Origin of the sequence: Streptomyces himastatinicus ATCC 53653 (assembly GCF_000158915.1) — a bacterium.
GTDB lineage: Bacteria > Actinomycetota > Actinomycetes > Streptomycetales > Streptomycetaceae > Streptomyces > Streptomyces himastatinicus.
In genome coordinates this window covers 376,970-395,800 of the sequence record NZ_GG657754.1, presented here as the reverse complement: position 1 = coordinate 395,800, position 18,831 = coordinate 376,970, and the positions used below count along the sequence as shown (strand labels likewise).

Annotated in this window: 14 protein-coding genes and 3 pseudogenes; 9 read left to right on the top strand and 8 right to left on the bottom strand. The window is 73.1% G+C overall.

What is annotated here, in order from left to right; genetic code table 11:
• Positions 1 to 121 (bottom strand): annotated as a pseudogene (locus SSOG_RS47980) (bifunctional hydroxymethylpyrimidine kinase/phosphomethylpyrimidine kinase); the annotation flags it as partial.
• 49 nt (positions 122 to 170) lie between these two features.
• Between SSOG_RS47980 and SSOG_RS01670 the strand changes: the two are divergent.
• Positions 171 to 641 carry a DUF2867 domain-containing protein gene (locus tag SSOG_RS01670; RefSeq protein ID WP_009712453.1) on the top strand — a complete coding sequence of 157 codons (471 nt, stop codon included), beginning with the start codon at positions 171 to 173 and terminating at the stop codon, positions 639 to 641.
• A gap of 14 nt (positions 642 to 655) precedes the next feature.
• Here SSOG_RS01670 and SSOG_RS01665 read toward each other — a convergent pair whose 3' ends face one another.
• Positions 656 to 1,690 carry a dipeptidase gene (locus SSOG_RS01665; RefSeq protein WP_009712452.1) on the bottom strand — a complete coding sequence of 345 codons (1,035 nt, stop codon included), beginning with the start codon at positions 1,688 to 1,690 and terminating at the stop codon, positions 656 to 658.
• 157 nt (positions 1,691 to 1,847) lie between these two features.
• Here SSOG_RS01665 and SSOG_RS01660 point away from each other — a divergent pair, with 157 nt between their 5' ends.
• The 5 genes and pseudogenes from SSOG_RS01660 to SSOG_RS01640 all read left to right on the top strand — a co-directional run bounded on the left by SSOG_RS01660 (position 1,848) and on the right by SSOG_RS01640 (position 8,583).
• Positions 1,848 to 2,531 (top strand): YoaK family protein, encoded by a 684-nt coding sequence (locus SSOG_RS01660; RefSeq protein WP_106516337.1) that lies wholly within the window; start codon positions 1,848 to 1,850, stop codon positions 2,529 to 2,531.
• 41 nt (positions 2,532 to 2,572) lie between these two features.
• A complete protein-coding gene (sthA, locus tag SSOG_RS01655) occupies positions 2,573 to 3,976 on the top strand; it encodes a Si-specific NAD(P)(+) transhydrogenase (protein ID WP_009712450.1) in 1,404 nt (467 codons plus the stop codon).
• Between the two features lie 67 nt (positions 3,977 to 4,043).
• Positions 4,044 to 5,921 (top strand): molecular chaperone DnaK, encoded by a 1,878-nt coding sequence (dnaK, locus tag SSOG_RS01650; protein ID WP_009712449.1) that lies wholly within the window; start codon positions 4,044 to 4,046, stop codon positions 5,919 to 5,921.
• A 92-nt stretch (positions 5,922 to 6,013) separates the two neighbouring features.
• Positions 6,014 to 6,700, top strand: a complete 687-nt coding sequence (locus SSOG_RS01645) for a class I SAM-dependent DNA methyltransferase (RefSeq protein ID WP_009712448.1) — start codon at positions 6,014 to 6,016, stop codon at positions 6,698 to 6,700.
• A 43-nt stretch (positions 6,701 to 6,743) separates the two neighbouring features.
• A pseudogene (locus SSOG_RS01640) lies at positions 6,744 to 8,583 on the top strand (SpoIIE family protein phosphatase).
• A gap of 29 nt (positions 8,584 to 8,612) precedes the next feature.
• On the opposite strand, the pseudogene SSOG_RS01635 reads toward SSOG_RS01640, so the two are convergent.
• The 3 genes and pseudogenes from SSOG_RS01635 to SSOG_RS01625 all read right to left on the bottom strand — a co-directional run bounded on the left by SSOG_RS01635 (position 8,613) and on the right by SSOG_RS01625 (position 13,652).
• Positions 8,613 to 9,786: pseudogene (locus SSOG_RS01635) on the bottom strand (anhydro-N-acetylmuramic acid kinase).
• Positions 9,777 to 11,126: an MFS transporter gene (locus SSOG_RS01630; protein WP_039936285.1), complete on the bottom strand. Its 1,350-nt coding sequence runs from the start codon at positions 11,124 to 11,126 to the stop codon at positions 9,777 to 9,779. Before SSOG_RS01630 ends, SSOG_RS01635 begins: the two are co-directional and overlap by 10 nt.
• Positions 11,127 to 11,162: 36 nt before the next feature.
• Complete coding sequence (locus SSOG_RS01625; protein WP_009712444.1) at positions 11,163 to 13,652, bottom strand: SpoIIE family protein phosphatase; 2,490 nt, start codon at positions 13,650 to 13,652, stop codon at positions 11,163 to 11,165.
• 153 nt (positions 13,653 to 13,805) lie between these two features.
• Here SSOG_RS01625 and SSOG_RS01620 point away from each other — a divergent pair, with 153 nt between their 5' ends.
• Complete coding sequence (locus SSOG_RS01620) at positions 13,806 to 14,534, top strand: SDR family NAD(P)-dependent oxidoreductase (RefSeq protein ID WP_009712443.1); 729 nt, start codon at positions 13,806 to 13,808, stop codon at positions 14,532 to 14,534.
• 10 nt (positions 14,535 to 14,544) lie between these two features.
• Positions 14,545 to 15,690, top strand: a complete 1,146-nt coding sequence (gene dgoD / locus SSOG_RS01615) for a galactonate dehydratase (protein ID WP_009712442.1) — start codon at positions 14,545 to 14,547, stop codon at positions 15,688 to 15,690.
• 25 nt (positions 15,691 to 15,715) lie between these two features.
• On the opposite strand, the gene SSOG_RS01610 is transcribed toward dgoD, so the two are convergent.
• Positions 15,716 to 16,978 (bottom strand): cellulase-like family protein, encoded by a 1,263-nt coding sequence (locus SSOG_RS01610; RefSeq protein ID WP_009712441.1) that lies wholly within the window; start codon positions 16,976 to 16,978, stop codon positions 15,716 to 15,718.
• Between the two features lie 155 nt (positions 16,979 to 17,133).
• Here SSOG_RS01610 and SSOG_RS01605 point away from each other — a divergent pair, with 155 nt between their 5' ends.
• Positions 17,134 to 17,844, top strand: coding sequence for a FadR/GntR family transcriptional regulator (locus tag SSOG_RS01605; RefSeq protein ID WP_009712440.1), 711 nt, complete (start codon positions 17,134 to 17,136; stop codon positions 17,842 to 17,844).
• Positions 17,845 to 17,857: 13 nt separating this feature from the next.
• Here SSOG_RS01605 and SSOG_RS01600 read toward each other — a convergent pair whose 3' ends face one another.
• Both SSOG_RS01600 and SSOG_RS01595 read right to left on the bottom strand, forming a co-directional pair.
• Positions 17,858 to 18,148, bottom strand: coding sequence for a DUF1876 domain-containing protein (locus SSOG_RS01600; RefSeq protein WP_009712439.1), 291 nt, complete (start codon positions 18,146 to 18,148; stop codon positions 17,858 to 17,860).
• 73 nt (positions 18,149 to 18,221) lie between these two features.
• On the bottom strand, positions 18,222 to 18,831 hold a 610-nt coding region (locus tag SSOG_RS01595; RefSeq protein WP_106516336.1), incomplete at its 5' end, for an Rv1733c family protein.

The window sequence follows — 18,831 nt, the reverse complement described above, 5'->3', positions numbered from 1 at the left end:
TGGGGGTGGCGACGGTGGCGGTGGGCAGCAGCTTGGTGCGGACCGCGTCCAGCGCCTCGGCGGCCAGCAGCGAATCGCCGTGCTTGGAGACCCCGACCGGGTCGACGACCACCGGGCGCTCCCGCGTCGCATAGACTCCGGCGCAGCCGTCGCGGAAGGAGTGGTGTGCCATGACCACCGTGTGGGTACGCCGGGTCGAGGCGCCCCAAGTGGTGCCGGGTGGCGAGGACTTGACGGACTCCGACTATGTCTCGGCGTTCGAGCTGACGGCGCCTCGGGCCCGGGCGCGGACCCCCGAGGAATGGGCGCGCGCCACGTTCGAGGGCGCCCCGGCCCCTGTGCGGTGGCTCCTGGTGGGCGGATGGACGCTCGTCCTGGGGCTGCGGCTGGGGCCGCGGACCTCCCCGGCCCATGTCCTGGGCTGGCCCGTGCCGGATTCCGGCCCCGACTCGATCACCCTGGCGGCGGCCTCGCGGCTGGTCGCCGCGCGCAACGTCGTGGTCGTGGACGGGGCGAGGGTCGTATGGGTCACCTCGGTGCGCTTCCACGGGCGCGTCGGCCGCGCGGTGTGGGCCGTCGCCGCGCCCGTCCACCACCTGGCGGTGCCCTTCCTCCTGGGGCGCGCTGGCCGCCGCGGGTGAGCGGACCCGTCGGCTTACGCGGGGCGGCCCAGCTCCTTGCGGAACAAGTCCAGCACATTGCCGCCGAGGATCTGGTGGACCGCGGCCTCGGAGAAACCCCGGTCGATCAGCGCGTCGGTGACCAGGGGGAGGCCGCGGGGCCCCTCCAGGCCGGGGACGACCAGTTCGGCGTACTCCAGGTCCTCGCAGCACGGCGGGCTGACATCGGCGCTGACCTCCTTGATGAAGTCGGGCCCCAGGCCCACCCGGTCCGGCCCGGCGACCTCCGCGATATGGGCGATGTGGTCGGCCAGCCGCTCCACCGTGCGCTCGTCCGGGTCGGTGGCCAGGAACTCGCCGAGGAAGTTCACGCACACCATGCCACCGGTGGCCACGATCCCGCGGATCTGCTCATCGGTGAGATTGCGGTGGTGGTCGAGCAGCGCACGCGCCGACGAGTGGGTGGCCAGCACCGGGCGGGTGGCCAGCTCCAGCACATGGGCGACGCCCGAGGCGCCGAGGTGTGAGACGTCGAAGAGGATGCCCAGGCGTTCCATCTCCCGCAGCGCTTCCACTCCGGCCGCCGTCAGCCGGCTGCCGGTGGCGTCCTCGCCGCTGCCGTCGGCCAGCGCGCTGCGCCCCCAGTGGGCGATGGACGCGACCCGTACGCCCAGGCGGTGGACGGTCGGGATGAGCTCCACGTCGGCGTCGAGGCCGGGGGCGCTCTCCATCGCCAGCACCAGCGCGATCCTGCCTTCCGCCAGCGCGGCGTCGATGTCGGACCCGTCCAGGCACAGCCGTACCTGGTCCGGGTTGCCCTCGGCCAGCGTATGGGCGCACTCGATCATGCGGAGCGTCTCCCGCAGCGCGCCCTCGGGGCGGAAGCGGTCCTCGATGAAGACCGGCAGCACCTGGAGGTCCACCCCGCCCTCGCGCAGCTGGGGCAGCCACTGCTCCCGGAAGAAGGACGCCCAGCGCCGCGGCGGCCGGGCGGCGACGGCGATCAGCAGATCGTTGTGGGCGTCGGCGACGACCGCGCGGTGATGGAGTTCGCGGGACACGTGAGGCATTCCTCCACGGTTCAGGGGGTGTTACGGGGCTGGGCACCCCGAACCTAACGATGTCGTGGCGGCGAGGGAAGCGGAATACGGCGGAACGCGGCCCCCATTCCCGGCCCGCTGTTTCCCGCGCCTCCGGGAGGGCACTCGGCGCGACCGGAGGTGGCCGATGGCGGACGGCGACGCGACCGCTGACGGCGGCCTGGTGGCGGCCGCCGTCGCGCTCACCGTGGCCACCGGGGCGATGGACGCGATCAGCTTTCTCGCCCTCGGCGGCGTCTTCACCAGCGTCATGACGGCCAACCTCTCCCTCCTCGGCATCTCGGCGGGCGCCCAGGACCCGGACCGGGCCCGGGACGCCGCCGTCGCGGTGGCCGGGTTCGTCGCGGGTGCCCTGCTCAGCGCCCGTATCGTCCGGGGCGAGCGGCCCGTACGGCGGACCCGCTGGGCCCTCGGTGTGGAGGTGCTCGCGCTCGGCGGGCTGTGGGCGGTGTGGACCTCGGCGGGCGGCGACCCGGGCGGGGGCGTACGGCTCGGGCTGCTCGCCGTGGGCGCGCTCGCCCATGGGTGGTCAGAGCGGTCTGGTGCGCGCCGTCGGGCCGCCCGGGATGTCCACCACCTACCTCACCGGACCCTGACCGGGCTGCTGGTCGACGTGGCCCGCGACGGTCGGGTGCGCTGGGTCAGCCTGGCGCTGCTCGCGTCCCTCGTCGTGGGCGCTGCGCTCGGCGGGCTGCTGGTCACCTACGCCGCTCCGGCCGCGCCTGCCCTGCCCGCCGGGCTGGTCGCGCTGGTCCTGCTGGTGTCCTTCATCCCTCAAGGGCGCGCCGTATGGCGGAGGTTGAGCGGTTGAACGGCCTTCCGGCGGGTGTGTCCGGGTGACAGACTCCTCCCGTGACCGACTTCGACATGCTTGTCATCGGATCCGGCCCCGGCGGCCAGAAGGCCGCCATCGCGGCGGCCAAGCTCGGCCGCCGGGTCGCCGTCGTCGACCGGCCGGACATGGTGGGCGGGGTGTCCTTGCACACCGGGACCGTGCCGTCCAAGACCCTGCGCGAGGCGGTGCTCTACCTCACCGGGCTGACCCAGCGGGATCTGTACGGCCAGAGCTACCGCCTCAAAGAAGAGATCACGGTCGCGGATCTGACGGCGCGCACCCGGCATGTGGTGGGCCGCGAGGTGGACGTCGTCCGCAATCAGCTCTCCCGCAACCGGGTAGCGCTGTTCTCCGGCACCGGACGGTTCACGGACGACCACACCGTGGCCGTGACGGACGCCTCCGGCCGGGAACAGCTGCTGACCGGGCGGCACATCGTGATCGCCACCGGCACCCGCCCGGCCCGCCCGGCGAGCGTGGAGTTCGACGAGCGCACGGTCATGGACTCCGACAGCGTCCTCAGCATGGAGCGGGTGCCACGCTCCATGGTCATCGTGGGGGCCGGGGTGATCGGCATCGAGTACGCCTCGATGTTCGCCGCGCTGGGCAGCAAGGTCACCGTGGTCGAGCAGCGGGACGGCATGCTGGACTTCTGCGACGTCGAGATCGTCGAGGCGCTCCGGTACCGGCTGCGCGACCTCGCCGTCACCTTCCGCTTCGGCGAGACGGTCGCGGCGGTCGAGCGGCATGAGCGCGGCACCCTGACCGTGCTGGAGAGCGGGAAGAAGATCCCGGCCGACGCGGTGATGTACTCCGCGGGGCGGCAGGGGGTGACCGAGGGGCTCGACCTCGCGCGGGCGGGGCTCACCGCCGACCGGCGCGGCCGGATCGCGGTGGACGAGCACTACCGGACGGCCGTGCCGCACATCTACGCGGTGGGGGACGTGGTCGGGTTCCCGGCGCTCGCCGCGACCTCCATGGAGCAGGGCCGCAGCGCGGCGTACCACGCGTGCGAGGAGCCGGTGAACCCGATCCACGATCTCCAGCCCATCGGGATCTACTCCATCCCGGAGATCAGCTTCATCGGCCGGACCGAGGACCAGCTGACGGACGCGAAGGTGCCGTTCGAGGTCGGGGTGTCGCGCTACCGCGAGCTGGCCCGCGGCCAGATCGTCGGCGACGGGCACGGCATGCTGAAGCTGCTGGTGTCCCCGCACGACCGGCGGCTGCTCGGGGTGCACTGCTTCGGCACCGGCGCGACCGAGCTGATCCACATCGGCCAGGCCGTGATGGGCTGCGGCGGGACCGTCGACTACCTGGTCGACGCGGTGTTCAACTATCCGACCTTCGCCGAGTCCTACAAGGTCGCCGCCCTCGACGCGACGAACCGGATGCGCGAGGTCGACCACCTCGGGGACTGACCCCGGCCCCACCGCCGCGTAACGCATCTTTTGGGATACTTGGAGGCGTATCGGGAGGTGGTTCGACATGACCCGCGCAGTCGGTATCGACCTGGGGACGACGAACTCCGTGGTCTCGGTCCTCGAAGGCGGTGAGCCCACCGTCATCACCAACACCGAAGGCGCCCGGACCACCCCCTCGGTGGTCGCCTTCGCGAAGAACGGCGAGGTGCTGGTCGGCGAGGTGGCAAAGCGCCAGGCGGTGACCAACGTGGACCGTACCGCCCGGTCGGTCAAGCGCCACATGGGGGAGGAGCACTGGCACTTCCCGGCCACGGGCGACATCGACGGCAAGCGCTACACCGCGCAGGAGATCTCCGCGCGGGTGCTCCAAAAGCTCAAGCGCGACGCGGAGGCGTACCTCGGCGAGGACGTCACGGACGTGGTCGTCACCGTCCCCGCGTACTTCAACGACAGCCAGCGCACCGCCACCAAGGAGGCGGGCGAGATCGCCGGGCTGAAGGTGCTGCGGATCATCAACGAGCCCACGGCGGCCGCCCTCGCGTACGGTCTCGACCGCGAGAACGACCAGCGGATCCTGGTCTTCGACCTCGGTGGCGGCACCTTCGACGTATCGCTGCTGGAGATCGGCGAGGGCGTGGTGGAGGTCAAGGCCACCAACGGCGACACCCATCTGGGCGGCGACGACTGGGACCAGCGCGTCGTGGATCACCTGGTGAAGCAGTTCAAGAACAACTACGGGGTCGATCTGGCCAAGGACAAGATGGCGGTGCAGCGGCTGCGCGAGGCCGCCGAGAAGGCCAAGATCGAACTGTCCGCGGCGACCGAGACCGCGATCAACCTGCCCTACATCACCGCGTCCGACGAGGGGCCGCTGCACCTGGACGAGAAGCTCACCCGCTCGCAGTTCCAGCAGCTGACCGAGGACCTGCTGGAGCGCTGCAAGGCCCCCTTCCACCAGGCGATCAAGGACGCCGGGGTCAAGACCTCCGACATCGACCATGTGATCATGGTCGGCGGATCGACCCGGATGCCCGCGGTGACCGGCCTGGTCAAGGAGCTGACCGGCAAGGAGCCGCACAAGGGCGTCAACCCGGACGAGGTCGTCGCCATCGGCGCGTCCCTCCAGGCCGGTGTGCTCAAGGGTGAGGTCAAGGACGTCCTGCTGCTGGATGTCACCCCGCTGTCCCTCGGTATCGAGACCAAGGGCGGCATCATGACCAAGCTGATCGAGCGCAACACCACGATCCCCACCAAGCGCTCGGAGGTCTTCACCACGGCCGAGGACAACCAGCCGTCGGTGCAGATCCAGGTGTTCCAGGGCGAGCGCGAGATCGCCGCGTACAACAAGAAGCTCGGGATGTTCGAGCTGACGGGGCTGCCGCCGGCCCCGCGCGGGGTGCCGCAGATCGAGGTGGCCTTCGACATCGACGCGAACGGCATCATGCACGTCTCCGCCAAGGATCTGGGCACCGGCAAGGAGCAGCGGATGACCGTCACCGGCGGTTCCGCGCTGCCGAAGGACGACATCGACCGCATGATGCGGGAGGCCGAGCAGTACGCGGAGGAGGACCACAAGCGCCGCGAGGCCGCCGAGACCCGCAACCAGGCCGAAGCCCTCGTGTACCAGACCGAGAAGCTGCTGCGCGACCAGGCCGGGAAGGTGCCGCAGGACGTCCGGGAGGAGGCCGAGACGGCGATCGCGGAGCTGAAGGAGACGCTGAAGGGCGAGGACACCGCCGCGATCCGGGACGCCACCGACAAGGCCGCCACCGTCGGGCAGAAGATCGGCACCGCCCTCTACGCCCAGGCGCAAGGGCAGTCCGGAACCCCGGACGGGGGCGGGAGCGGCGACGGAGGCCAGGGCCAGGCGCAGGCGGACGCCGACGAGGTCGTGGACGCGGAGATCGTGGACGACGAGAAGCCGAAGGGGAGCCCCGGCTGACCGACAAGACACCCCTGGGGAAGGTGTGCGCGGGCCGTGGCGCGGACCCGGAATGCGAGGAGAATGGGGGTGACGTCGAAAACTCCGGGGATGTGTCCGTGAACAACGGGACCGGCGACACCGGCTACGGGAACATTCGGCTCGACCGAACCGGTCAGGCCGAGGCGTTCGATGCCATCGGCGACCGCTACGACGAGGCGTTCCCGCACAAGGACGGCCAGCTCGCCGCGGGCGAGTGGATGATCGGGCTGCTCCCGCGCGGAGCCCGGGTGCTCGACCTGGGCTGCGGCACCGGGCTGCCCACCGCGCGCCAGCTGACCGGCGCCGGGCTCCGGGTCACCGGGCTCGACCTGTCCGCCGGAATGGTGCGGCTCGCCCGGTCCTATGTCCCCGGTGCCTCCTTCCACCAGGCGGACATCGCCGATCTGCGGACCGGGGGCCCGCTCGACCTCGGCCGGTTCGACGCGGTCACGGCGTTCTTCTCGCTGCTGATGCTGCCCCGCGCCGAGATCCCGCTCGCGCTGGGCACCATCCACCGCCTGCTGTCGCCCGGCGGGCTGTTCGCCCTGTCGATGGTGGAGGCCGACGTGGACGACTTCTCGATCCCGTTCCTGCGCTCCACCATCCGTGTCACCGGCTATCTGCGGGACGATCTGCGCGGGGTCATCGAGGCGGCCCGCTTCGAGATCGTCGGCGAGTCGTCCTACACCTACGCACCGGCCTCCTCGGACATCCCGCCCGAGGAGCAGATCTTCCTCCGGTGCCGACGGGGCGGCTGAGGAATCCGCATCCGTACCGCATCCGCGACGAACGGCACAGCTGATGGCGTACCCCACCCCCCAGGAAGGCCCGGACCGGCCGGGCGACCGGGCCGTGGGGCCCGCCGCACCGTCCCGCCGGTCCCCGCCCGGCGTGGAGCATCTGCGGGAGGAGGCGGTGTACGGCACCGGGCCGCAGACCGACCGGCTGCGCTACCTCGACACCGCCACCCGGCAGATCGCCCGTGGCATGGACCTCGACGAGACGCTGCACGAGCTGTGCCGGGCCGCCGTGCCCGCCTTCGCCGACGCGGCCGTGGTGCATCTGCGCGACCCGCTGCCCGCCGGCGACGAGGAGCCGCCGGGACCGCTCGTCCTGTGCCCGCACGCCGCCGGACCGGAAGCCGCGCCGGACGCAGGGCCGGGAGCCGTACCGGAGGCAGGGCCGGGAGTCCCGCCCGGCTTCGCCCGGCTCACCGTCACCGGCCGGCTCGCCGAACTGCTGTCCGCCGGGCGCCCCGCGTTCGGGGACGTCCCCGGAATCGCCGCCGCGGTCGCCGAGCTGCTGAGCCCCGCGGTGGGCGGCCCCGGCCCGGTGCCGCCCGGCCGACGGCTGATCATCGCCCCGCTGCGGGGCCGCGAGCACACCGTCATGGGCGCCGCCGTCCTCGTACGCCACCCCGACCGGCCGCCCTTCACCGGCGACGATCTGCTGGTCGCCTCCCAGCTCGCCACCCACACCGCCCTCGGCATGAACAAGGCGGTGCTCTACGGGCGCGAGGTGTCCGTCGCCGACGCCCTCCAGCGCACCATGCTGCCCGCCTCGCTGCCCGAACCCATCGGTGTCCGGCTGGCCACCCGCTATCTCCCCTCCTCGAAGACCGCGCGGATCGGCGGCGACTGGTACGACGCGATCCCGCTGCCCGGCAACCGCGTCGCCCTCGTCATCGGCGATGTGATGGGCCACTCCATGACCTCCGCCGCGATCATGGGCCAGCTGCGCACCACCGTGCAGACCCTCGCCGGTCTCGACCTGTCCCCGGACGAGGTGCTGCACCACCTCGACGAACAGGCCCAGCGGCTGGGCAGCCAGCACATGGCCACCTGTCTCTACGGGATCTACGACCCCATCGCGCACCGGCTGCTGATGGCCAACGCCGGTCATCCGCCGCCGGTGCTGCTCCAGCCGGGAGGCCGTGGCCAGGTGCTGCGGATCCCGCCCGGGCCACCCGTCGGCGTCGGCGGGGTCAGCTTCGAGACGGTGGAGATGTTCGCGCCCACCGGGGCCACCTTGCTGCTGTACACCGACGGTCTCGTGGAGTCGCGCGACACCGATGTGGCCACCGGGGTCGAGCGCTTGCGCGACCGGCTGCACACCACCGCCCAGGTGCTCGACCCCCCCGCCGCTGGAGCTGCTGTGCGACGCGGCGGTGGGCGCCGTCGGGCCCAGGGACCGGGACGACGACATCGCGCTGCTCGCCGCCCGCTTCGACGGAATCCCGTCGTACAACGTCGCCTACTGGTTCCTGGACCCGAAGCCGCAGACCGCGGGCCGGGCCCGCCGCCTCACCCGCCGCACCCTGCACCGCTGGCATCTGGACTCGCTGCTGGAGCCGACCGAACTGATGGTCAGCGAGGTGGTCACCAACGCCGTCCGCTATGCCTCCCGGCCGGTGACGTTGCGGCTGCTGCGCACCGATGTGCTGCGCTGCGAGGTGGGCGACGACTCGCCGTTCGTGCCCAGGATGCTGCACGCCCGCCCGGGCGACGAGGGCGGCCGCGGCCTGTTCCTGGTCAACCAGCTCTCCCGGCGCTGGGGCGCGACCCGGTTGAGCACCGGCAAGCTGGTGTGGTTCGAACAGCAGCTGCCCCGGGACCTCCGGATGGAGATCCCGGAGGACTGAGGGACCCTCACCGGCCCCTCACCGGCCCCTCACCGGCGGAAGATCTCCAGCCGGGACGGCGCGGGCCGGTCCGGCGGCGGCAGGACGAGCGGCCGCCGCCCCGGAGTGATCGACCCCAGGACACCGGGGTGCCGGGCGCCGGTGCAGCTCGGCACCGTGCCCGCCAGGCCGTGGGCGGTCAGGAAGCCCAGGACGGCGAAGGCGTACGCCTCCTTGGCCGCCGCCGGGAACCCGAGGTCGTCGGAGACCCGCAGGGCGACGGTGCCGAGCGTGCGGCGCAGCGCGGCCATCAGGCTCGGGTTGCGGATGCCGCCACCGGAGGCGATCACCTCGGTGGCATGTACGGAGCGCGCGGCGTCCGCCACGGTACGGGCGGTCAGCTCGGTGACGGTGGCGACGACGTCGTGGTCCGCCACCGGGCCGGTGGCCGCCAACGCGGTCCGCAGATAGGGGAGATGGAACAGTTCCTTGCCGGTCGTCTTGGGCGGGGGCAGCGCGTAGTACGGCTCGGCCAGCAGCCGCTCCAGCAGTCCGGGATGGACGGTGCCGCGTGCGGCGAGGGCGCCGTCCGCGTCGTGGTCGAGCCGTCCGTCCGTCAGGTCCCGGACCGCCGCGTCGATGAGGGCGTTCGCGGGGCCGGTGTCTTAACGCCAGCGGCTCCCCGGCCCGCGGGACCACGGTGAGGTTGGCGATGCCGCCCAGGTTCAGGGCGGCGCACACCCCGGGCCGCCCGCGCAGCCACAGCGTGTCGACCAGGCTGACCAGCGGCGCCCCCTGGCCGCCCGCGGCCACGTCCCGGCTGCGCAGATCGGAGACGACCGGCACACCGGTGGCCTCGGCGATCCAGGCGGGCTGCCCGAGCTGGAGTGTGCCGTGCACCCGGCCGTCCTCGGCCCAGTGGTACACGGTCTGCCCGTGCGAACTGATCAGGTCGGCCCGTCCGTCGCACAGTTCCCGGTCGGCGCGGACGGCGAGCCGGGCGAACGCCTGGCCGATCCGGGTGTCGAGCGCGCACACGTCCGCCATGGTGGTCGCCGCCGGTGGCAGCGCGGCGGCCAGCGCCGCCCGTAACGTGTCCGGATAGGCGGCACCGATCAGGCCCAGCGGGGCGAGCACCAGGGTGTCGCCGTCGAGGGCCAGATCGGCGGCCGCCGCGTCCACCGCGTCATGGGATGTGCCCGACATCAGTCCGATCACGCGCAAGGGGTCTCCTCCTCGGTCTCGTCCCGGGGCGGGTGCCGCTCCTCCTCCCGCAGCGTGCCCCGGTGGGTGTCGCCGCGCAGGGTGGCCAGGGCGATCACGCTGAGGGCGCCGGTCGCCGCCACGTAGTACGCGGGGATGTCCGCCTCGCCGGTCCGTTTGACGGCCTCGGTGATGATCAGCCCGGCGCACCCCGAGAACACGGCGTTCGACAGCGCGTACGCCAGCCCGAGCCCCGTGTACCGGACGCGGGTCGGGAACATCTCGGCGAGCATCGCCGGGCCGGGGCCCGCCATCAGCCCGACCACCGCGCCCGCCACCAGGACGGCCAGGCCCTGGACGAGGGCCGAACTGTCCGGGTCCTGAAGGACGTTGAGCAGCGGAAAGGCGAGCACGGTCACCAGGGCGGCGCCGGTCAGCATGACCGGGCGCCGTCCGATCCGGTCGCTGAGCAGCCCCGCCGGGAGGATGGCGGCCGCGAAGCCCGCGTTGGCCACCACGGTGGCGATCAGCGCCTGCTGGAACGTGGCGTCCAGGGTGGCCTGGAGATACGAGGGCATGACGACCAGGAAGGTGTACCCGGCCGCGGCCCAGCCCATGATGCGCCCGGAGCCCAGCACGATGGCCCCGGCCGTCTCGCGGCGCGTGGCCCCGGCCTCACTCGGCGCGGCTTGCGCGCCCGTCGTGCGGAACGACGGGGTCTCCTCCAGTCTCAGCCGCAGCCACAGCGCGGTCAGCCCGAGCGGCAGGGCCAGCAGGAACGGCAGCCGCCAGCCCCAGTCGTTCAGGGCCGCCTCGCTCAGCGCGGTGGCCAGGACGGCGGCCGTCCCGGCTCCCGCGAGCAGCCCCAGCGCGACGGTGAACGACTGCCACGCCCCGTACAGCCCGCGGCGCCCCGGCGGGGCGAACTCCGTCATGAGCGACACCGCGCCGCCGAACTCCCCGCCCGCGGACAGCCCTTGCAGGATCCGCACCAGGGTGAGCAGCCACGGGGCGGCGGCGCCGACCGTGTCGTACGTGGGCAGCACGCCGATGAGCGTGGTGGCGCCGGTCATCAGCAGCAGCACCAGGATCAGCGTCGGGCGCCGTCCGATCCGGTCGCCGACGCGGCCGAAGGCGGCGGCGCCGATGGGCCGGAAGAAGAACGCGAGCCCGAACGAGGCGTACGTCTTGACCAGGCCCTCGATGGCGCTGCCGCCCTCGGGGGTGAAGAAGTTCGCGGCGATGACGGTCGCGAAGAAGCCGTAGACACCGAACTCGTACCACTCGATGAAGTTGCCGACCGAACCCGCCAGCAGGGCGCGGCGCGTGGCCGGACCGGGGAGAGAAGCGCTCACCCGCATCCCGTACCCGCCCGGGGCGGGTACGTACCGGAATGACTACTGACGCGGCCCGTTCAGCGGCTGCTCGGCCCAGATGGTCTTGCGGTCCCCGGAGTACCGGGTGCCCCAGCGCTGGCTGAGCTGCGCGATGAGGAACAGTCCGCGGCCGCCCTCGTCCATCCGCCCCGCCCGGCGCAGATGCGGGGCGGCCGCGCTGCTGTCGGACACCTCGCAGATCAGCGACTGGTTTCTGACCAGCCGCAGTTGGATCGGGCCGCGGGCGTGCACGATCGCGTTGGTGAGCAGCTCGGTGACCACGACCTGGGTGGTGGCCACGAGATGGCCCAGCTGCCACCGGGACAGCTGGCGCGCCACATCGGCCCGGGCCCGGGAGACGACCGCGGGTTCGGCGGGCAGGTCCCAGGCGGCGCAGCGGTCGTCGCTCAGCGCCCGGGTACGCGCCACCAGCAGCGCCACGTCGTCGGGCGGGTGGCCCGGGATCAGCCGGGAGACGACGGTGTCGCACACCGCGTCCAGCGACAGATCGCGGCAGTCGTCGTCCAGGGTGCGGAGCAGCCGGTCGAGCCCGGCGTCGATGTCGTGGTCGCGCGATTCCACCAGGCCGTCGGTGTAGAGCACGAGGAGGCTGTGGTCGGGCAGTTGGACCTCGGTGGCCTCGAACGGCAGCCCGCCGACGCCCAGCGGCGGCCCGTTCGCGGAGTCCACGAACGCGGCGCGGCCGCCGGGGGTGACGACGGCGGGCGGGGGGTGCCCGGCCCGGGCGAAGGTGAGGTGCCGGGTGATGGGGTCGTAGACCGCGTACACACAGGTGGCGCCGAAGGCCCAGGCGTCGATGGCCGGTTCGGGCGTGGCACCGGCCGCGGCGCCCGTGGCATCGCCGGGCTCCTGACCTTCGGCGGCCTGTTCGTCGACCAGCCGCCGCACCTGGTCGTCGACGTGGGCCAGCAGTTCGTCGGGGGGAAGGTCGAGGTCGGCCAGGGTGCGGACGGCGGTGCGCAGTCGCCCCATGGTGACGGCGGCCTTCATGCCGTGGCCGACCACGTCGCCCACGACGAGCGCCACCCGGGCCCCGGACAGCGGGATCACATCGAACCAGTCGCCGCCCACCCCCAGCCGGCTGCCCGCCGGGAGATAGCGCGACCGGGCCTCCACCGCCGCCTGGGCCGGGAGCCGCTGGGGGAGCAGGCTGCGCTGGAGGGCGAGGGCGGTGCCGCGTTCGCGGGTGTAGCGGCGGGCGTTGTCGATGCACACCGCGGCGCGGGCCACGATCTCGTCGGCCAGCAGCAGATCGTCCTGTTCGAAGGGGTCGGTGCGCTGCCGCCGCAGGAACACCGCCACTCCGAGGGTGCTGCCGCGCGCCCGTACGGGCACCACCATCCAGGAGTGGATGCCCCACCGCTTGATGCCCTCGGCCCGCTTGGGATCGTCGGCGAGCCAGCCGGGGACCGGATCCTGGCCGTTCACCGACTCCAGGACGGAGGTGCCGGTGGCCAGGGCGCGGGCGAAGGGGGAGTCCGGGGCGGACGCGTGGACGTCCACGTCCTCCACGTCGGCCACCGCCTCCGGGGTGCCGGGCACGATGGACTGGTGGGCCGCGCGCCGGAACACGCTCGCGTTCGCCACCGCCCCGGTGGGCGGCTCCTCGCCCTCGAAGACCGAGTCGATCAGGTCGATGCAGGCGAAGTCGGCGAGCCGGGGCACCGCCACGTCCGCCAGCTCCTGGGCGGTGTGCAGCAGGTCGAGGGTGGAGCCGATGCGGGCGCTGGCGTCGTTCAGCACCGCAAGCCGCTCCCGGGCGCGGTGCCGCTCGGTGATGTCGAGCACCGCGTGGCAGACGGCGAACACCTCACCGGAGCGGTCCTTGAGCGGAAAGACCGAATTGGACCAGACGCGCTCCCGGTCCGGGTCGGAGGGCACCCGGCCCCGGACCTCGACGTCGGCGACCGCGACGCCCTGGCGGAGCACCCGGGTCTGCATCGACTCGATTCCGGAGGTGTCCACCCGCGAGACCGTCTCGCTCAGGGTGCGCCCCAGGCGCTCCTCGTCCTGGACGCCGCTGAGGCGGCGCAGCGCGGCGTTCTGCATCAGACAGCGGCACTGGGCGTCGTAGACGCTCATGGCGACGGGGGAGGCCAGGCCCAGGCCGTCCAGGAGCGCGCGGCCGATGTCCTGGCGGCGCACGGCCTCCTCGCGGGTGGCCTGGAGCAGCCAGTGGGGGCGCCCGTCGCCCGGGGACCACGGCTGGGCCCACAGGACGATGCGGATGTCGTGGCCGTCGCGGTGGCGCAGCACCGCGGGGCCGCCTCCGGCGGCGGTGTGCGCCTCGAAGCCCGGCGGCCCCGGGCCGCCGGGGGCGAACAGCTCGGCCACCGGACGTCCCACCACGTCCTCGGCCCGGTGTCCCAGGAGGTTCTGCGCGCCGAGGCTCCAGCCGGTCAGTACGCCCCGCTCGTCCACCACACAGGTGGCCTCCGAGATCGGATCGGGGAGGTGGTGGGGCCATCCGCGGAAGGTGGTGTCGCCCATCTCTGCATGCGCTCTCGCCTCGTATCGGCACGTGCAGCGAATTTTACTCCGCCCGGCTCACTCGACCCCTTGGCGTCGCTCATTAATTCATATTTAATATCGGCCGTGAACCCTTCTTCCCCCGCTCAGGGATCCGCCCCGGGATCCGGATGCGTGATCGTCACCGGCGCCGCCGGCGGCATCGGCGCGGCCACCGCCCGCCGACTGGCCGCGGACGGCGCCGGGGTGCTGATCGCCGACGTGCTGCGCGAGGAGGGCGAGGACGTCGCCCGGGACATCCGCGCCGACGGCGGCAGGGCCGTCTTCCAGCACTGCGACGTGGCAGACGAGGCGTCCTGGGACGCGGCGGTGCGTACCGCGACCGAGCGATACGGACCGGTGTCCGGGCTGGTCAGCAACGCCACCGCGGTACGGATCGGGCCCGCCGACGCGATCGGCCTCGACGAGTGGAACCGGCAGCTGTCGATCGGCCTCACCGCCGCCTTCCTCGGCTTCCGCGCCTGCCTCCCCGGCCTGCGGGCCACCCGGGGGAGCGCGGTCCTGGTGTCGTCCGTGCACGCCCTCGTCGGGCTCCCCGGCCGCCCCGCCTACGCGGCGGGCAAGGCGGGGCTCACCGGACTGACCCGCCAGCTGGCGGTCGAGTACGGCCCCGCGGTGCGGGTCAACGCCGTCCTGCCGGGCCCCGTCCTCACCCGCGCCTGGGCCGGGATCAGCGAGGAGGACCGGCGCAACAGCGCCGAACAGACCGCCGCCCGCCGCCTCGGCCGCCCGGAGGAGGTGGCCGGGGCCATCGCCTTCCTGCTCGGCGGCGACGCCTCGTTCGTCACCGGCGCCTCGCTGGTGGTCGACGGCGGGTGGAGCGTGCTGAAATCCAGTTCCTGAGGAGCAACCTGTGATCATCACCCGTGTGGAGACCTTCGCCGTCCCGCCGCGCTGGCTGCTGTGCCGCGTGGAGACCGACGAGGGCGTCGTCGGCTGGGGCGAGCCGGTGGTCGAGGGCCGTGCCGCCACCGTCCGCACCGCCGTCCACGAGCTGGCCGAACTCCTCGTCGGCAAGGACCCCGCGCGGATCGAGGACCACTGGCAGCTCATGACCAAGGGTTCCTTCTACCGCGGCGGCCCGGTGCTCTCCAGCGCGGTCGCCGGGCTCGACCAGGCGCTGTGGGACATCGCGGGCAAGACCCTCGGCGTGCCCGTCCACGTCCTGCTCGGCGGGCCGGTACGGGACCGGGTCCGCGCCTACTGCTGGGTCGGCGGCGACGAGCCCAGCGCGATCGGCGAGGCGGTCACCGCCCAGGTCGAGGCGGGATTCACCGCGGTGAAGATGAACGCCTCCGGGCGGATGAACCGGCTGCCCACCGTCTCCGACATCGACGCGGTCGTGGCCCGCGCCGCCGCCGCGCGGGAGGCCCTGGGGCCGGACCGGGACTTCGCGGTCGACTTCCACGGCCGCTTCACCGCCGCGGCCGCCCGTAAGACGCTGCCCCATCTGGCCCCGTACAGCCCGCTGTTCGCCGAGGAACCGGTCCTTCCCGAGTACACCCATCTGCTCGGCGACATCGTGGCCTCCTCGCCCGTCCCCATCGCCACCGGGGAGCGGCTCTACTCGCGCACCGATGTGCTGCCCGCGCTCCAGGCCGGGGTCGCCGTGCTCCAGCCCGACCTCTCGCACGCCGGGGGCATCTCCGAGGTGCGGCGCATCGGCGCGCTCGCCGAGACCTTCGACATCCCCCTCGCCCCGCACTGCCCGCTCGGCCCGGTCTCGCTCGCCGCGAGCCTCCAGATCGCCTTCGCGACCCCCAACTTCCTGATCCAGGAACAGAGCATCGGCATCCACTACAACGACGGCGCCGAAGTCCTCGACTACGTCGTCGACCCCGAGGTGTTCCGCTTCCACGAGGGCCACATCAACCGGCCGACCGCCCCCGGGCTCGGCATCGAGGTCGACGAGCGGGCCGTGCGCGCCGCCGATTCGACGGCCCCCGACTGGCGCGGCCCGATCTGGCGCCACTCGGACGGCTCGTTCGCCGAATGGTGACCGCGCCCGGGTGAGGGCGCCGCGTTCAGCCGCGCAGGACGGCGTTGCACTCCCGCTGGAGCGCGATGTCCTGCCACATCGGGTGCTGCGGCGCGGCGTTGGAGCACACCACCGAGCCCCATGCCCCGACCCGCGCCGCCTCGGTCACGGCGCGGCGGCAGAACGCGGCCCCCACCGGGCCCTCCTCGAACGTGCCGTGCAGCGGTGTGTAGCCGATCCAGCCCTCGCCGAAGACCAGCGGCACGCCCGTGTCGGCCGCCCAGTCCGCGGCGGCCTCGATCCAGGTGACCAGCTTCTGCTCCATCGCCAGCCGGTGTGTCGCGTAGCGTTCGTACAGCCAGGCGTCCCACTTGGCCGGATCGCACCAGTCGTGGACGTAGATCTCCCGCGGCCCGACCGTGGTGGCCGACAGCCGCCACCGGTCGCGCTCCGGCGGCACCCAGTCCGCCAGATCGGGCGCGCCGGGGCGCAGCAGCTCCCGGCGGGCCCGCGGCTGGGGGAAGGGCCGGGCGCGGTCGCGGATCGCGAAGGTGTCGATCAGCTCGCCGAGCACGCCGTAGACGTACGGATGGAACACGGCGACGTCGACGTCGCGGGGCACCCCGCGCAGCGAACCGACCGGCACCATCGCGTAGTTGACGGTGACCGGCCGGTTCGGGTGGCGCTCCCTGAACCGGGCGAGACCGCGCTCCAGCCGCGGGCGCAGCGCGACGATCCTGTCCTCGCCCCGCAGGCCGTCGGCGAGCCGCGTGCCCTGCACCTCGTTGTGCAGCTCGGTGAAGGCGATCCGGTCGTCAAGACCGTGGACGACGAGGAAGTCGATGAGATCGGCCAGCGCGTCCGCGAGCGCCTCGGCGCGCCGCTCGGGGTCGATCGTCATCAGGGCGTCGTACCACGCGCGGTCCTCGGCGAACGACGGGCTCTGCTGGTACTCCCAGCTGGAGAGGATGACGTAGCAGTCGTGCCGCAGGGCCGCCTCGAACAGCGCCCGCAGATGGGCGCGTCCGTCGATCTCGGTGACCGCGCCCACGTCGTACCAGCGCATCCGCTGCCCGTAGTCGCCGCCCAGCGGGCGCAGCCGCAGCCGGCTGGTGTCGAGTCCCGAGCCGAAGAGCAGGTACGGCATCGCGCAGATGCGCACCGTGTTGTAGCCGCGGGCGACGGCGTCCTCGAAGGCGCGGTCCAGATCGGCGAAGGGCTCGCCCGGGCCGGTACGGGTGTACCAGCTGAAGTCCCACAGGGAGATGGTGAGGGTGGCCGGGAGATGGGCGTGCGGCGACTGCGTCACAGGGGGCTCCCCGCGGTCGGCGTGCTCGTCGGTGAGGTCGGTTCATCGTCCGGGCGGGCCTGAGGGGTGTCAAGATGTATTCATAAATAATGCTCAGGGCCGGAGTGCCCGGAACTGTGCCCGTGACAACGTGACTTCCCCCCGAGGAGAACCCCATGGCGTCCTATTCCGGCCGCGGTGTGCACGGCCAGGTGGTCCAGCGGCTGGGCGCCCGCATCGTCGGCGGCCACTGGGCCGAGGGCGACGTCCTGGACGTACGGGCGCTCGGCGACGAACTGGACGTCAGCCTCACCGTGATGCGGGAATCCCTGAAGGTGCTGGCCGGAAAGGGGCTCATCGACGCCCGGCAGAAGCGCGGCACCTACGTCCGCCCCCGCTCCGCCTGGAACCTGCTGGACGCCGATGTGATCCGCTGGCGCATGGCGGGCGGCGACGGCGAGCGGCTGATGCGCGACCTCACCGATGTGCGCTCCGTCGTGGAGCCCGCCGCCGCCCACCGCGCCGCGCTGCGCCGCTCAGACGCCGACCTGACCGCGCTGGACGCGGCGCTCGCCGCGATGGAACGCGCCCGGGGCGATCTGGCCGCCGAGGCGGACGCCGACGCCGCCTTTCACCGGGCGCTGCTCGGCGCCACCGGCAATGAACTCCTCGCCCGGTTCGATCTGATCCTCGAACCCGGGCTGCGCGAGCGCGACCGGCTGGTGCACGCCCACGGGGACGCCGACGACCCCGTGCCCAGCCATCGCCGGGTGCTGGACGCGGTGCGCGACCGGGACGCCCCGCGCGCGGAACTGGCCATGCTCGATCTGCTAAAAAAAAAAAAAAAAAAAAAAAACGCGGCCGCGTCCCGGCCGCCCGGTGACTGACCGGCCGGGCCTGTCAGACCACCCAGCCGTATCCGGGCCGGGGCTTACGCGGCGCCGGTGGCTCCTCGCTCTCGATGTCGTGCTCGGCGGCCCGCAAGAGCTGGTGCCCGAGATCGCTGAGTGCCCGGCCCGCGGCCAGCTCGTCGCCGATCACGGGGATGTCCCGGTCCTCCGGGTTGCGCCGTGCCGTGCCGCGGCCGGTGAGCGCCGCGGCACCGGTGTCCAGCTCGACGCGCGCCTTCGTCCGGCCCTCGTCGTCCTCGAAGACGTAGAGGTGGACCTTCCACTCCACTGTGTGCGGCATCGTCTGCTCCGATCACCTCGCTTGCCGGACCCGCGGCGGAGCGGCCGGGGGGCGGTCGGCGGCCGGAGAGCGGTCAGCGACGGTTCCTGCCGGACCACGCGGGTTCCACCACCTTCCACTCTGCCTCCCATCGCGCGTACCGGCGGCGGTCCAGCACCTGCCGGACCCGGGCCCGCCCCGCGAACGCCGCCCCGGCCACCGCGGCCGCGGTCAGCATGCCGGTGAACCAGCCCATCGTCCGCGCCGTCGAGGGGGAGGTGGGCGGCTGGGCGAGATCCCCGTCCGGGCCCACCCAGACCCGTACCTCCGTACCCGCGTCCGCGTCGCCTGGCACCGTGGCCACACCGGCGTGCCGGGCGCCGTCGTCACCGGTCCAGCTGACCTTCGCCATCCTCAGCTCGGTGGCCTCCGACCGGCCCGGCCCACCGGGAGGGGTCTCGGCGAGGTGCGCGGTGATCTGGTGCCGGGCGGCTTCCTGGGCGTGCACGACACGCATCTGCGACGCGTGCGCGGCGTTCCCCGCGCTGATGGCGGCCATCGGCAGGCCGAGCACGAGGACCAGCAGGAAGAGCAGGCTGAACCAGGACTGGACCCGGTCCGTCCGCCTGCGCAGCGGGTTGCGGCGCCCCCGGGCCGGACGGCCCAGCAGGGGCGGATGGGGTCCGAAAGCGCCCCGCGGTCCG

Excerpts from the sequence above, each read along its gene's own strand:
- SSOG_RS01670 (WP_009712453.1), top strand. The coding sequence starts at position 171 with ATGACCACCGTGTGGGTACGCCGGGTCGAGGCGCCCCAAGTGGTGCCG.
- SSOG_RS01665 (WP_009712452.1), bottom strand. The coding sequence starts at position 1,690 with ATGCCTCACGTGTCCCGCGAACTCCATCACCGCGCGGTCGTCGCCGAC.
- SSOG_RS01660 (WP_106516337.1), top strand. The coding sequence starts at position 1,848 with ATGGCGGACGGCGACGCGACCGCTGACGGCGGCCTGGTGGCGGCCGCC.
- dnaK (WP_009712449.1), top strand. The coding sequence starts at position 4,044 with ATGACCCGCGCAGTCGGTATCGACCTGGGGACGACGAACTCCGTGGTC.
- SSOG_RS01630 (WP_039936285.1), bottom strand. The coding sequence starts at position 11,126 with ATGCGGGTGAGCGCTTCTCTCCCCGGTCCGGCCACGCGCCGCGCCCTG.
- SSOG_RS01625 (WP_009712444.1), bottom strand. The coding sequence starts at position 13,652 with ATGGGCGACACCACCTTCCGCGGATGGCCCCACCACCTCCCCGATCCG.
- SSOG_RS01605 (WP_009712440.1), top strand. The coding sequence starts at position 17,134 with ATGGCGTCCTATTCCGGCCGCGGTGTGCACGGCCAGGTGGTCCAGCGG.
- SSOG_RS01600 (WP_009712439.1), bottom strand. The coding sequence starts at position 18,148 with ATGCCGCACACAGTGGAGTGGAAGGTCCACCTCTACGTCTTCGAGGAC.